The sequence below is a fragment of the Streptomyces echinatus genome (genome assembly GCF_014203595.1).
GTDB classification, from domain to species: Bacteria; Actinomycetota; Actinomycetes; order Streptomycetales; family Streptomycetaceae; genus Streptomyces; species Streptomyces echinatus.
In genome coordinates, this window is sequence record NZ_JACHJK010000008.1 from 245,180 (window position 1) to 257,694 (window position 12,515).

A 12,515-nucleotide genomic window follows, 5' to 3' on the forward strand; every position below is an offset into this window, starting at 1 on the left:
GACCGGGTGGGCTGCCGGCAGGTCCTCGGACTGAACAGGCGTGCGGACGCACGCGAGTACACCGTTGCGGGACAGTTCCGGATTCGCACCGGATTCCCCTGCGACGACAACGGGGATGAGCATACATCTAGTGCCGGGCTGTCCTGTCACCCCCAGATGTTGTGTCGCTCCGGTCTCAGAGGGTCAACGCGTAAGTGAGCAGCGTGAGGTCGGAACGGCCCGGGAGCGGATTCCAGTCCCGCTCCGGCGCGCGCTCGAAGCCGAGGCGTTCGTAGATGCGGTGGGCGGTGCGCATCGTCCGCTGCGTGGAGAGCACCACGCCGGCACAGCCTTCGACGGCCCGCGCCCGCTCGACACAGGCCCGCACCAGCGCCTCGCCGACACCCTGGCCCCGGGCGGCGTGGTCGACGGCCAGCATCCGGATCTCGGCCTCGCCCGGGCCCGCGATGTCGGTCATGGGGCCGCCGGAGGGAACGAAGGTGACGCCGCCGAGGAGGCCGGCGTCCCGGACGGCCACGAGGACCTCCGCGGCGGCGGCCCGCCCGGCGACGTCCCGCAGCTCGCCCAGGTACCAGTCGTCCTCGTCGAAGGCGAGGAGGCCGTCCCGGAGGTACGCCTGAGCGGTGATCTCGCCCAGCGCGCCGTACTCCTCGGGGCCGGCCCGCCGGATCAGGAAGTCCATGACACCGAGTCTGCCCGAGGGGTACGACGACGGGCCGCCGGAAGTCCTCCGGCGGCCCGTCGAACGGCGCCCGGCTAGTGACCGGCGCCCGCGGTCGCGGACGGCAGCTCCGCCTGGACCCCGGGGTCACCGGCGTCCGCGGTGTAGTCCTCCGGCCTGGTCTCGTCGAGGCCCTCGGGGGCCTTCAGCGCCTTCAGCACGAAGGTCAGGACCACCGTGACCACGACGTTGATCACGAACGCCGTCAGGCCGATGTAGCCGATCTCGCCGATGCCCGGAATCTCCTTGGCGCTGCCGCCGAAGTGCTTCTGGGTGGGCGAGGCGACTCCGTACGCCGCCACCGTGCCGTAGACCATGCCCACAGCCCAGCCGGCCAGCAGCGCCCAGCGGTGGAACCAGCGGGTGAACAGTCCGCCGACCAGGGCCGGGAAGGTCTGCAGGATCCAGATCCCGCCCAGCAGCTGGAAGTTGATGGCGACGGTCTTGTCCATGGTGAGGACGAAGACCAGGGCTCCGACCTTCACCAGCAGCGACACGATCTTGGAGACGCGGGTCTCCTCGGCGGCCGTGGCGTCCGGCTTGATGAAGTCCTTGTAGATGTTGCGGGTGAAGAGGTTGGCCGCGGCGATGGACATGATCGCCGCCGGGACCAGCGCGCCGATGCCGATCGCGGCGAAGGCCACGCCCGCGAACCAGTCCGGGAACATGTCCTCGAACAGCTGCGGGATGGCCAGCTGGCCGTTGGTGACCTTCACACCGGCCGCGATCGCCATGAAGCCCAGCAGCGCCAGCAGACCCAGCATGAGGGAGTACAGCGGCAGGATCGTGGTGTTGCGGCGGATCACCTCGCGGCTCCTGGAGGAGAGCGTCGCGGTGATCGAGTGCGGGTACATGAAGAGGGCCAGGGCGGAGCCCAACGCCAGGGTGGCGTAGGTCCATTGGCCCGCCTCCGCCGGGACCAGCGCGCCGCGCGGCTTGCCGGTCGCCGGGTTGACCTGGGCGAAGGCGTCGCCCGCCTTGGCGAAGACGTCGTCGAACCCGCCCAGTTTGATCGGGATGTAGATGATCGCCACCGCGATGACGATGTAGATCAGGGCGTCCTTGACGAACGCGATCAGCGCGGGGGCGCGCAGGCCCGAGGAGTAGGTGTAGGCGGCCAGCACACCGAAGGCGATGAGCAGCGGCAGGTCCTTCACGAACCAGTTGGTGTTCTCTCCGCCGCCGACGCCCATCACGTCCAGCACCGCCTGGATGCCGACGAGCTGGAGCGCGATGTACGGCATCGTCGCCAGGATGCCGGTCACCGCGACCGCCAGCGACAGGCCCTTCGAGCCGAACCGGCCGCGCACGAAGTCGGAGGTGGTGACGTACCCGTGGCGGTGCGAGACCGACCAGAGGCGGGGCAGGAAGGTGAAGATCAGCGGGTACACCAGGATCGTGTACGGCACCGCGAAGAAGCCCGCCGCGCCCGCCGCGTAGATGGCCGCCGGGACGGCGACGAACGTGTACGCCGTGTACAGGTCACCGCCGAGCAGGAACCAGGTGACCCAGGTGCCGAAGGACCGGCCCCCCAGGCCCCATTCGTCCAGGGACTGCTCGTTCTCGGCCTTGCGCCAGCGCGCGGCCAGGAAGCCCATGACCGTGACGGCCAGGAAGAAGAAGATGAAGACGCCGAGCGCGACGCCGTTGACGCCGTCCTTCACTTCACCGCACCCCCGTTCGCGTCCTCGCGGGCGCGCTGGTCACGCTTCCACAGCTGGTAGGCGAGCATCGTGAGCGCGGTGGAGATCAGCACCCAGAGCATCTGGTACCAGTAGAAGAACGGGATCCCGATGAACGCCGGGTCCGTCTTGGCGTACGAGCCGACCCACAGCATCGCCACGAAGGGCGCGACGAGACACACGGCGATGATCACTCGGGCCGGTGTCACCACCGGTGGTCTCACTTCAGGCGTTTCGGACATGCCACGGCTCCGTCCCCTCACTGATCACCTGTAATGCGCAGGCAATCTAGGTGACGGCGTCGTGACAGCGGAAGACCTCGTCCGCATATCGGTATATCGATTCAGCGAACGCGCCCGGTTGTTACTCCGCCGGCCTCTTCAGCCGGGCCACGAACTTGTACCGGTCGCCCCGGTACACCGACCGCACCCACTCCACCGGCTTGCCCTCGCGGTCCAGCGAGTGGCGGGAGAGCATCAGCATCGGCAGGCCCACGTCGGTGCCGAGCAGGCCCGCCTCGCGCGGGGTGGCCAGGGAGGTCTCGATGGTCTCCTCGGCCTCGGCGAGATGGACGTCGTAGACCTCGGCGAGCGCGGTGTACAGGGAGGTGTACTTCACCAGCGAGCGCCTGAGGGCCGGGAAGCGCTTGGCCGACAGATGGGTGGTCTCGATGGCCATCGGCTCACCGTTGGCCATGCGCAGCCGCTCGATGCGCAGCACGCGCCCGCCGGCGGTGATGTCGAGCAGTTCGGCGAGCCGGTCGTCGGCGGTGACATAACCGATGTCCAGCAGCTGCGAGGTCGGCTCCAGCCCCTGCGCCCGCATGTCCTCGGTGTAGGAGGTGAGCTGCAGCGCCTGGGAGACCTTGGGTTTGGCGACGAAGGTGCCCTTGCCCTGGATACGTTCGAGCCGGCCCTCCACGACCAGTTCCTGCAGGGCCTGGCGCACCGTGGTGCGGGACGTGTCGAACTCGGCGGCCAGCGTGCGCTCGGGCGGCACCGGAGTGCCCGGCGCCTGCGTCTCCGTCATGTCGAGCAGGTGCTTCTTCAGGCGGTAGTACTTGGGCACGCGCGCGGTACGGGTGGTGCCGGCCTCGTTCTCCGCACTGCTGACGTCGGTGGTCATGCTCTGCCTTCCCGGCTCCGAATGCCGAAAGCGACCGACATCCCATCGGCCACGGCTCACATCGTGGCACGGGTTGTTGTGTCAGGACTCCACCCGCACGCTCCGTGATCCCCTCTATATACCGTTGCGCCCGCTGCTGGTCTAGTCCATCGCGCGGCGGCGCGGGCGCCCGGCACCGCCCCGGCCGGCGCCGTCACACCTCGCGGCTCCGGTTCGCGCGGCCCAGGCTCGCCCCGTCCCAGTCTCCGCCGCCGGGGCCGGCTCCGCCACGTCGCCCCTTGCTCCGGCGGTGCGGCGGGACGGTGGGCCGGATCCGCCGGATCCCCTGCCGCTCCGCCCAGATCCCCTGCCGCTCCGGCTAGATCCCCTGCCACTCCGGCTTGTTGGCGTAGGTGTGCCGGAAGTAGTCGGCCAGCTTCAGCTTGGACGCGGCGGCCTCGTCCACGACCACCGTGGCATGGGGGTGGAGCTGGAGTGCGGAGGCCGGGCAGACGGCCGCGACCGGACCCTCGACGGTCGCGGCGACCGCGTCCGCCTTGCCCTCGCCAGTCGCCAGCAGCACCAGGTGCCGGGCTTCCAGGATCGTGCCGATGCCCTGGGTGATGACGTGGTGCGGGACCTGCTCGATGTCGCCGTCGAAGAAGCGGGCGTTGTCGACCCGGGTCTGCTCGGTCAGCGTCTTGATCCGGGTGCGCGAGGCGAGCGAGGAGCAGGGTTCGTTGAACCCGATGTGCCCGTCGGTCCCGATGCCGAGCAGCTGCAGGTCCACTCCGCCGGCCGCGGCGAGCGCCCGGTCGTACGCCTCGCAGGCCGCCTGGACGTCCCGGGCCGAGCCGTCCGGTCCCAGGAACGCGTCCATGCCCATGCCCAGCGGCTCCAGCACCTCACGGCGCAGGACCGAACGGTAGGACTCGGGGTGGTCCGCGGGCAGCCCCACGTACTCGTCGAGCTGCGCTATTCGCGCCCGGGTGACGTCCACGGCGCCGGAGCGCACCTTGGCGGTCAGTGCCTGGTAGATGGGCAGCGGGGTGGAGCCGGTGGCCACGCCGAGCAGCGCGTCGGGCTTGCGTCGCAGCAGCTGGGCCATGGCCTCGGCGATCAGCTCGCCGCCCGCCGCGGCGTCCGGAACGATGACAACTTCCACGCTGGGCCTGCCGTTCTGGAGAGGGCTCTGTGCGTCTAGGTGGTTTAGACCAATCTAACAGAATCGGCGTTCCCGGGCGCGGAGAAGAAGGGGATTTCCCGGGCCGGCGGGCCGGTCTCGAACCGGCCCGTCACCCGGTCCGCCGCATGCCCGTTCCGCCCCTCGTCAGGCCCCCTTGCTCAGGTGAGCGAGCCGCCCGTCGCGTCGAGCCAGTGACCGGTCACCCAGCGGCCGTCCTCCGAGACCAGGAAGGCCACCACGTCGGCGATGTCCGCCGCGGTCCCCACCCGTCCCAGCGCCGAGAACGCGGCGGCCTCCTTCCGCGCCTCGTCGCTCGCGCGCAGCCACGAGGCGTTGATGTCGGTGTCCACGATGCCGGGCGCCACCGAGTTCACCGTGATCCCGCGGGGGCCGAGCACCTTGGACAGGTCCCGGGTGAAGACGTCGAGCGCCGCCTTGGTCATCCCGTAGGCGATCGTCGCGGGCATCGCGGCGGACCGCGCCAGTCCGGACGATATGTTCACCACCCGTCCGCCGTCCCGCAGTCGCTCCGCGCCGAGCTGGGTCAGGAAGAACGGTGCCTTCACGTTCACCGCGAAGAGCCGGTCGTACTCCTCCTCCCCGATCTCGGCGAAGGGGTGCGAGGCGCCGATGCCCGCGTTGTGCACGAGGATGTCCAGTCCGTCCGTGTGCCGGTCGAACTCCTGCCACAGGCGCTCGGCGTCCCCCGGCGCTCCCAGTTCCACCCCGATCGGGAACGCCGAGCCGCCGGCCGCCTCGATCGCCGTGACCGTCTCCTTCGCGGCGGTCTCGTTGCTCCCGTAGTGCACCGCCACCCTGGCCCCGTCGCGTCCCAGCCGCTCGGCGATACCCCGTCCGATGCCCCGGCTCCCGCCGGTGACCAGCGCCGTCTTCCCCGTGAGCGCACCCATGTCCACCCCTCCAGATTTGTCTAGTGGTCGCTACAGAAAGACCGTACACGACCCCGCGGACAATTTTCTAGGGCACGCTATAAAATAGTCCCCATGGCGACGGGTCGGGACACGCAGGCACAGGGCGGAACGGGCCGGACGCGGGGCCGGCCCCGCTCCTTCGACCGGGCCACAGCGCTGGAGAAGGCGCTGATGGCGTTCTGGGAACACGGGTACGAGGCCACCTCGGTCTCCGACCTCACCCGGATCATGGGCATCGGCGCCCCCAGCCTCTACGCGGCCTTCGGCGACAAGCGCACCCTGTTCGACGAGGTCGTCCAGGTCTACGCGGACACGTACGGCGCCTTCGGCGACCGCGCCCTCGCCGAGGAGCCCACGGCTCGCGAGGGCATCGCGCGCCTGCTCCGCGAGGCCGCCGCCGCGTACGCCGACCCGGCCCACCCGTACGGCTGCCTGATGGTGCACGCCGCCACGAACTGCAGCAGCCCCGAGGTGGAGGCGCTGCTGCGGGACCGGCGCAACGCCGGCATCGCTGCCTTCGAATCCCGGATCCGCGCCGACGTCGCGGCGGGACTGCTGCCTGCCGGCACCGACGCGGCCACCCTCGCCCGGCACGCGGGCGCCATGATCCAGGGCATGTCCCAGCAGGCCCGCGACGGCGCCGGCCGGGAGGAACTGGAAGCGCTCGCGGAAATTGCCATGACCATCTGGCCCCACGACTGAGCCGGGCGGGCTAGGCTGCGTGGCATCGCGTGCCCACGCCCGCGCGGCGCGGACGCCCCCACGCCATGGACACGCCCTCGTGGTCTAGTCCACAATCGAGTATGACAAGCCTCCGCCTTCCCCGCACAGGAAGGCGGATCGAGGAACCGGTGCTCTCTGCCCTGACTGCCCCGGCTCCTCGACCTTCGGCCGACCGGGACCGCACACCCCACGGCCGATGATGCTCCGGGCTGCGGTGCCGGGAGGGTTGAGGGTCCCTTCCAGGCGCCGCGGCCCGCGGGTGTTTTTCCAGCCATTCGCGCGCCGCGGGTACGCTCGCACACGTGCCCTCCATGAACGAACTCGTACGCCAGCACACCGCCCTCGACGACTCCGATCTCGAGTGGCTCCACCTGCTGGTCTCGGAGTGGCAGCTGCTCTCCGACCTCTCCTTCGCCGACCTGGTGCTGTGGGTCCCCACCCGGGACGGCACCCGGTACGTCTCGGTCGCCCAGATGCGCCCCAACACCGGCCCGACCTCGTACCAGGACGACATGGTCGGCCACCTGGTGCCGCGCGGCCGGCGGCCCATGCTGGACGTGGCGCTGGACGAGGGCCGGATCGTGCGCGAGGGCGATCCGGAGTGGCGTGAAGAGGTCCCCGTACGGGTCGAGTCGATCCCCGTACGGCGGGAGGGCCGCGTCCTCGGGGTGATCGCCCGGAACACCAACCTGCTCACCGTGCGCACCCCGAGCCGGCTGGAGCTGACCTACCTCCAGAGCGCCTCCGACCTCGCGCAGATGATCGCGGCCGGCTCCTTCCCGTTCCCCGACCAGCAGGTCGACATGGACGCCTCGCCGCGTGTCGGCGACGGCCTGATCCGGCTGGACGCGGACGGTGTCGTCCAGTACGCCTCCCCGAACGCGCTGTCCGCCTATCACCGGCTCGGCCTCGCCTCCGACCTGGTCGGCCATCACCTCGGGCAGACCACCGCCGAACTCGCCCCCACCCGGGGGCCGGTGGACGAGGCGCTGGCCAAGGTGGCAAGCGGCTGGGCGCCGCGCGAGTTCGAGATCGAGGCCCACGACGGCGTCATCCAGTTCCGGGCCATCCCGCTCAAGCCCAAGGGGGTGCGCATCGGGTCTCTGGTGCTGCTCCGGGACGTCACCGAACTGCGGCGCCGTGAACGCGAGTTGATCACGAAGGACGCCACCATCCGGGAGATCCACCACCGGGTGAAGAACAACCTCCAGACGGTCGCCGCCCTGCTCCGGCTCCAGGCCCGGCGCATCGACTCCGAGCGCGGCCGGGAGGCCCTGGAGGAGGCGGTCCGCCGGGTCGGCTCGATCGCGATCGTGCATGAGACGCTGTCTCAGAACCTGGACGAGCGGGTGGAGTTCGACGACATCGCCGACCGGGTGCTGGCCATGGTCGCCGAGATCTCGCCGGGCAAGGTGACCGGCCGGCGCAGCGGACGGTTCGGCGTGCTCGACGCCGAGGTCGCCACGCCCCTGTCCATGGTCCTGACCGAGGTCCTGCAGAACGCCCTGGAGCACGGCTTCCGCGAGGGCGACATGGGCACGGTCGAGGTCGCCGCGGTGCGCGGCGGCACCACCAAGGAGGCCCGTCTGCTGGTCACCGTGCAGGACGACGGCGTGGGACTGCCCGAGAACTTCGACCCGCACCGTTCGGGAAACCTGGGTCTCCAGATCGTACGGACCCTGGTGGAGGGCGAGTTGGGCGGTTCGTTCGACATGGTGCCGGCCCCGGAGCGGGGGACGCGGGTGATCCTGGACATTCCGGTGCGTGCGCAGAAGTGAGCGGACGGCCTTTCCTGAAAGGCCGTCGAGCGCACAAGGCCGTCGGGTGCCGCGAAGGACGTCGAGCACCGCGAAGCCGTCGAATGCCGCGAAGGCCGCTGGATGCTGCGAAGGCTGATGCGCGCCGCGAAGGCTGATGCGTGCCGCGGGCGAGTCGGCACAGCAAAAAGCCCCGGACCGCCATTGGTCCGAGGCTTGTGCTCGTTGCTGCTCTGCTAAATCGCTAAGCGCATCGGGGGATACTGCGCGCTGCGGCTCGGGGGCGGGAGATGCGTACGTGCTGTGCGCGCCGCCAAGCTCAGGCTGTCAGCAGGGGTGGGTATGTCAGGCGGAGGCCTGACGGGCCCGGTTGCGGGCGGCGCGGCGCTTCATGGCGCGGCGCTCGTCCTCGCTGAGACCACCCCAGACGCCGGAGTCCTGGCCGGACTCGAGCGCCCACTGCAGGCACTGCTCCATGACGGGGCAGCGACGGCAGACGGCCTTGGCTTCCTCGATCTGCAGCAGCGCAGGACCGGTGTTGCCGATGGGGAAGAAGAGCTCGGGGTCTTCCTCGCGGCAAACGGCGTTGTGACGCCAGTCCATGGCTGCTACCTCTCCTTGGTATTACATGCAGGTTGCTTGTGAATGTGAACGCTTTCACGAATCCCTCAACAAGTGAAGGGCCGACCGCCGAGTCTTCCCCGGCGTGGTCCTTGGTTTGAAGAGGGGTTCCGGTGATCAGTGGAGGCCGGTCTTGCGGGCCGTCCCGATCGCCACGTAGAGACTCGCAAACCTCAGCGGCGGATACAACCCCTTCCGGAAAGTTTTTTTTGATTCCTCGGTGTCGACTGGGTCACAGCCGTACTTCCATGGGGTGGACCCTGGCCTAAACGTTCGAGTGAAAGGACTTTGGCCCGTTCCGCTCACACAATCACACGCAGTGCGCGGCGTACGCCTGTGAACGTCACGCTGGTACGCAGCCCCAGGTGGTCACCGTCCATCTGAAGGGGCAGGGGCACCTTCGAATGCAAGGTGAACTGGTCCAGATCGTGCAGTGAGACCGCGTGCCTGCCGTGGGGGCCGCGCTCGGGGGACGAAGTGAGCAACTGGGTGCCATACCGGGCAACCGCGGCCGTCGACAGGCGGCTGAGACCCAGCACATCGATACCGGTGTCGAACGAGGCCTTAGGCGATGTGTACATCGGGCGATTGCCGAGATACGTCCACGGGGACGTGTTCGAGGCTATGGCGACCACAAGATCCTCGACCGGGTCCTCGCCGGGCCGGTCGAGCGTGATCGTGCCGTGCCGGCGGTTCGGCTCGCCGAGGAACTGCCGGACCACCTGACGGACGTAGAGCGCGTGCGTCGACTTCTTTCCGCGCTCGCGCTGCTGCTCGACCCGGCCCACCACGCCCGCGTCGAAGCCGAGCCCGGCGTTGAAGGTGAACCAGCGGGCCGGCGCCGCCTCGTCCTCACTGCCCGGCGGACCCGAGGTCAGTCCGAGGCCGACGACCCGCTCGGTGCCGTCGCGCAGCGCGTCCAGCAGTGCGCCGGTGGCCTCGACGGGATCGTTGGGCAGGCCCAGGGCCCGGGCGAAGACGTTCGTGGAACCACCGGGGACGACGGCGAGACCGGGAAGCCGCTCCGGGTCCGGGCCGGCGTGCAGGAGGCCGTTGACCACCTCGTTGACCGTGCCGTCGCCGCCGAGCGCCACGACCAGGTCGATGTCGTCGCTCTCCGCCGCCTGCCGGCCGAGGTCGCGCGCATGGCCGCGGTACTCGGTGGTGACCGCCTCCAGCTTCATCTCGCTCGCCAGCGCGTGGATCAGGACATCGCGTCTGCGTGCGCTTGTGGTGGTTGCCGCCGGATTGACCACGAGAAGTGCACGCATGCAAGGCAGCGTACCTACTGGGGGGTACTCGGCCCAGACCGAGGTAGGGATCGGGTAAGAGAAGGGGGCGTGAGCCTGGACACTCGGGCACGGGGCGCGGCGGGGCGCTCCGGGGGCGGGGCTACCCTGCTGGGGTGAGCAGTGAGCAGAATCCCGCCCCGGACACCGACGCGGCCGGCGTGGCCACGGAGCCCCGCCCGCGCAGGCTGACGTACGCGGCGGTGCTGGCCGCGCTGGAGGGTGCCGCCCTGATGGCCGGCGGTCTGGGAGCGCTCGTCCTCGGGCTCACCGGTGACCCGGACGACCGGCAGCAGGCCGTGACCCTCGGGATCACCCTGATGGTGCTCGCACTGCTGCCGCTGCTCGCCGCGCGCGGGCTGCTGCTGCGGCGGGGCTGGAGCCGGGGCCCCGCGGTGATCACCCAGGTCATGGCCCTGCCGGTGGCCTACAACCTGATCCACGCCGACGGCCTGGCCATCCCGGCCGGCATCGTCCTCACGGCGGTCGCCGTGACGGCGCTGGTGCTCCTCGTCAACGGCGAGACGACCCGGGCCCTCGGGATCAAGGGGCCGGGCCGGGCCGAGTAGGGCTCGCGGAGAGCGGCGCTCGCCGAGCGGATCCGGCGAGCGGTCCCCTCGGGCAAGGCCCGCCGCGCAGGTCCGCCGAGCGCCTCGGGGCGGGACTCACTCCTCGACGAGGAGCTTCTCCCGCAGCTGGGCCAGGGTGCGGGCCAGCAGGCGCGAGACGTGCATCTGGGAGATGCCGACCTCCTGCGCGATCTGCGACTGGGTCATGTTCCCGAAGAAGCGCAGCAGCAGGATCCGCTTCTCGCGCGGCGGCAGGTCCTCCAGCAGCGGCTTGAGGGACTCGCGGTACTCGACGCCCTCCAGCGCCTCGTCCTCGGCGCCCAGGGTGTCGGCGACCGCCGGCGACTCGTCGTCCGTGTCGGGGACGTCCAGGGACAGCGTGGAGTACGCGTTCGCGGACTCCAGGCCCTCCAGGACCTCCTCCTCGGAGATCGAGAGCTTCTCGGCCAGCTCGTGGACCGTCGGGGAGCGGCCGTGCAGCTGGGACAGCTCGGCCGTCGCGGTGGTCAGCGCGAGCCGCAGCTCCTGCAGCCGGCGCGGCACGCGGACCGCCCAGCCCTTGTCGCGGAAGTGCCGCTTGATCTCGCCGACGACGGTCGGGGTCGCGTACGTGGAGAACTCCACGCCTCGCTCGGGGTCGAACCGGTCGACGGACTTGATCAGGCCGATCGTGGCGACCTGGGTGAGGTCGTCCAGCGGCTCGCCGCGGTTACGGAACCGGCGTGCCAGGTGTTCCACGAGCGGCAGGTGCATACGGACCAGCTGGTTGCGCAGCTCCGCGTACTCCGCGCTGCCCGCGTTCAGCTTGCGCAGCTCGACGAACCTCGCCCGCGCACCGCTGCGGTCCTGGGCGTCGTGCTGGGCGGCCCGCACGGCCTCCGCGTCGTCCTCGGCGTATCGCTCGTGCTCGCTCATCGTCCCGCCCGTAGCCCTTCCCCGAGCCCTCGCCCCCGCGCGGACGGTGGACGCGGCTCCGTCGCCTGTCTCCGGTGGCGTGCCCGGTCCGGCATCGTCACCGTCGACCCGCGCGGAGTCGTCCTCCGGGTGCGGTCTGGCCTGCTCGGGGATGCCGTCGATGCCGTCCGCCGTGCGCTGGGAACCGTCCCGGGGGCCTGCCCCGGCGGTCTCGGCGCCACCCGTGCTGTCGGCTTCGCTCGAGCGGGAGGATTCCCATGACCAGGGGGCGCCTCCGTCCCCGGTCGGTAGCTCCCGTGTGCCGCGCTCTTCGTCCCGCACCGGCCCGTCCCCGTTCCTCACGCCGGCCCGGGGCCGACGCCACGCTGTTTGTAGAGGCTGATCGACACCGTCTTGTCCTCGTCCACCGCAGACGAGACCTTGCCCGCGAGGGCCGACAGCACGGTCCACGCGAAGGTGTCCCGTGAGGGGGCGTGGCCGTCCGTGGTCGGTGCCGAAACGGTGACTTCCAGCGAGTCGTCGACCAGCCGGAAGACGCAGCTGAGGACCGAGCCGGGCACGGCCTGCTGGAGCAGGATCGCGCAGGCCTCGTCCACGGCGATGCGCAGGTCCTCGATCTCGTCCAGGGTGAAGTCCAAGCGGGCCGCCAGACCGGCCGTGGCCGTCCGCAGCACCGACAGGTAGGCACCCGCAGCCGGCAGCCGGACTTCCACGAAGTCCTGGTTCGCCGCGGGCTCGCCTGCGATCTGGGACACCCTCACCTCCATGGTGGTACAAGCTTTACGGGGCCGAGGGTCGCCCCTCGGGGTAACGCGTACGTGGTTCAAGCGGTGACGCTATCGCGCTCCGAACGTTCCTGTCCCCGGGACCCCAACCCCCTGGCGTCACTCACAGTAAAGCTGTGGATACGCTCCGTGTCTAGAGGGTTTGCGTGCCCAAATGGGGAGAGCGCGCGCCGGGTTGACGTACCCAGACGTCAGACGCTCGAACCGTCGTGCGGCAGCCACCGCATGCAG

The 12,515-nt window shown here is 70.3% G+C and carries 13 protein-coding genes and 1 riboswitch; of the genes, 3 read left to right on the plus strand and 10 right to left on the minus strand.

Annotated elements, in window-relative coordinates; translation table 11 throughout:
• Window positions 1-20 precede the first annotated feature (20 nt).
• Window positions 21-98: riboswitch (cobalamin riboswitch) on the minus strand.
• Between the two features lie 77 nt (window positions 99-175).
• The 6 genes from FHS34_RS23350 to FHS34_RS23375 form a co-directional block, all read right to left on the minus strand.
• Window positions 176-682: a GNAT family N-acetyltransferase gene (locus tag FHS34_RS23350; RefSeq protein WP_184968542.1), complete on the minus strand. Its 507-nt coding sequence runs from the start codon at window positions 680-682 to the stop codon at window positions 176-178.
• A gap of 74 nt (window positions 683-756) precedes the next feature.
• Window positions 757-2,385, minus strand: a complete 1,629-nt coding sequence (gene mctP / locus FHS34_RS23355) for a monocarboxylate uptake permease MctP (RefSeq protein WP_184968544.1) — start codon at window positions 2,383-2,385, stop codon at window positions 757-759.
• The gene (locus tag FHS34_RS23360) at window positions 2,382-2,645 is read right to left on the minus strand and encodes a DUF3311 domain-containing protein (RefSeq protein WP_184968546.1); all 264 of its coding nucleotides are present in this window, start codon (window positions 2,643-2,645) and stop codon (window positions 2,382-2,384) included. The genes mctP and FHS34_RS23360 overlap by 4 nt, the downstream gene beginning before the upstream one ends.
• Before the next feature lie 121 nt (window positions 2,646-2,766).
• Window positions 2,767-3,528 carry a GntR family transcriptional regulator gene (locus FHS34_RS23365; RefSeq protein ID WP_184968548.1) on the minus strand — a complete coding sequence of 254 codons (762 nt, stop codon included), beginning with the start codon at window positions 3,526-3,528 and terminating at the stop codon, window positions 2,767-2,769.
• A gap of 358 nt (window positions 3,529-3,886) precedes the next feature.
• On the minus strand, window positions 3,887-4,672 hold the full coding sequence (nagB, locus tag FHS34_RS23370) for a glucosamine-6-phosphate deaminase (RefSeq protein WP_184968550.1): 786 nt from the start codon (window positions 4,670-4,672) through the stop codon (window positions 3,887-3,889).
• 179 nt (window positions 4,673-4,851) lie between these two features.
• Complete coding sequence (locus FHS34_RS23375; protein WP_184968552.1) at window positions 4,852-5,604, minus strand: SDR family oxidoreductase; 753 nt, start codon at window positions 5,602-5,604, stop codon at window positions 4,852-4,854.
• Window positions 5,605-5,697: 93 nt separating this feature from the next.
• On the opposite strand from FHS34_RS23375, the gene FHS34_RS23380 reads away from it, so the two are divergent.
• Window positions 5,698-6,327: a TetR/AcrR family transcriptional regulator gene (locus FHS34_RS23380; RefSeq protein ID WP_184968554.1), complete on the plus strand. Its 630-nt coding sequence runs from the start codon at window positions 5,698-5,700 to the stop codon at window positions 6,325-6,327.
• Window positions 6,328-6,650: 323 nt separating this feature from the next.
• Window positions 6,651-8,126: a sensor histidine kinase gene (locus FHS34_RS23385; protein WP_184968556.1), complete on the plus strand. Its 1,476-nt coding sequence runs from the start codon at window positions 6,651-6,653 to the stop codon at window positions 8,124-8,126.
• A 324-nt stretch (window positions 8,127-8,450) separates the two neighbouring features.
• Here the strand turns inward: FHS34_RS23385 and FHS34_RS23390 are convergent, their stop codons facing one another.
• Both FHS34_RS23390 and FHS34_RS23395 read right to left on the minus strand, forming a co-directional pair.
• The gene (locus FHS34_RS23390; protein ID WP_016639615.1) at window positions 8,451-8,708 is read right to left on the minus strand and encodes a WhiB family transcriptional regulator; all 258 of its coding nucleotides are present in this window, start codon (window positions 8,706-8,708) and stop codon (window positions 8,451-8,453) included.
• 320 nt (window positions 8,709-9,028) lie between these two features.
• A complete protein-coding gene (locus tag FHS34_RS23395) occupies window positions 9,029-9,997 on the minus strand; it encodes a diacylglycerol/lipid kinase family protein (RefSeq protein ID WP_184968558.1) in 969 nt (322 codons plus the stop codon).
• Between the two features lie 134 nt (window positions 9,998-10,131).
• Here FHS34_RS23395 and FHS34_RS23400 point away from each other — a divergent pair, with 134 nt between their 5' ends.
• Window positions 10,132-10,584, plus strand: a complete 453-nt coding sequence (locus tag FHS34_RS23400) for a hypothetical protein (RefSeq protein ID WP_184968560.1) — start codon at window positions 10,132-10,134, stop codon at window positions 10,582-10,584.
• A gap of 96 nt (window positions 10,585-10,680) precedes the next feature.
• Here FHS34_RS23400 and FHS34_RS23405 read toward each other — a convergent pair whose 3' ends face one another.
• Window positions 10,681-11,820, minus strand: coding sequence for an RNA polymerase sigma factor SigF (locus FHS34_RS23405; protein ID WP_184968562.1), 1,140 nt, complete (start codon window positions 11,818-11,820; stop codon window positions 10,681-10,683).
• Between the two features lie 17 nt (window positions 11,821-11,837).
• Window positions 11,838-12,254, minus strand: a complete 417-nt coding sequence (locus FHS34_RS23410) for an ATP-binding protein (RefSeq protein ID WP_030609825.1) — start codon at window positions 12,252-12,254, stop codon at window positions 11,838-11,840.
• Between the last annotated feature and the right edge of the window lie 261 nt (window positions 12,255-12,515).

Coding starts and splice junctions, on each gene's coding strand:
- FHS34_RS23365 (WP_184968548.1), bottom strand. CDS start 3,528: ATGACCACCGACGTCAGCAGTGCGGAGAACGAGGCCGGCACCACCCGT.
- FHS34_RS23390 (WP_016639615.1), bottom strand. CDS start 8,708: ATGGACTGGCGTCACAACGCCGTTTGCCGCGAGGAAGACCCCGAGCTC.
- FHS34_RS23350 (WP_184968542.1), bottom strand. CDS start 682: ATGGACTTCCTGATCCGGCGGGCCGGCCCCGAGGAGTACGGCGCGCTG.
- FHS34_RS23395 (WP_184968558.1), bottom strand. CDS start 9,997: ATGCGTGCACTTCTCGTGGTCAATCCGGCGGCAACCACCACAAGCGCA.
- FHS34_RS23360 (WP_184968546.1), bottom strand. CDS start 2,645: ATGTCCGAAACGCCTGAAGTGAGACCACCGGTGGTGACACCGGCCCGA.
- FHS34_RS23375 (WP_184968552.1), bottom strand. CDS start 5,604: ATGGGTGCGCTCACGGGGAAGACGGCGCTGGTCACCGGCGGGAGCCGG.
- FHS34_RS23380 (WP_184968554.1), top strand. CDS start 5,698: ATGGCGACGGGTCGGGACACGCAGGCACAGGGCGGAACGGGCCGGACG.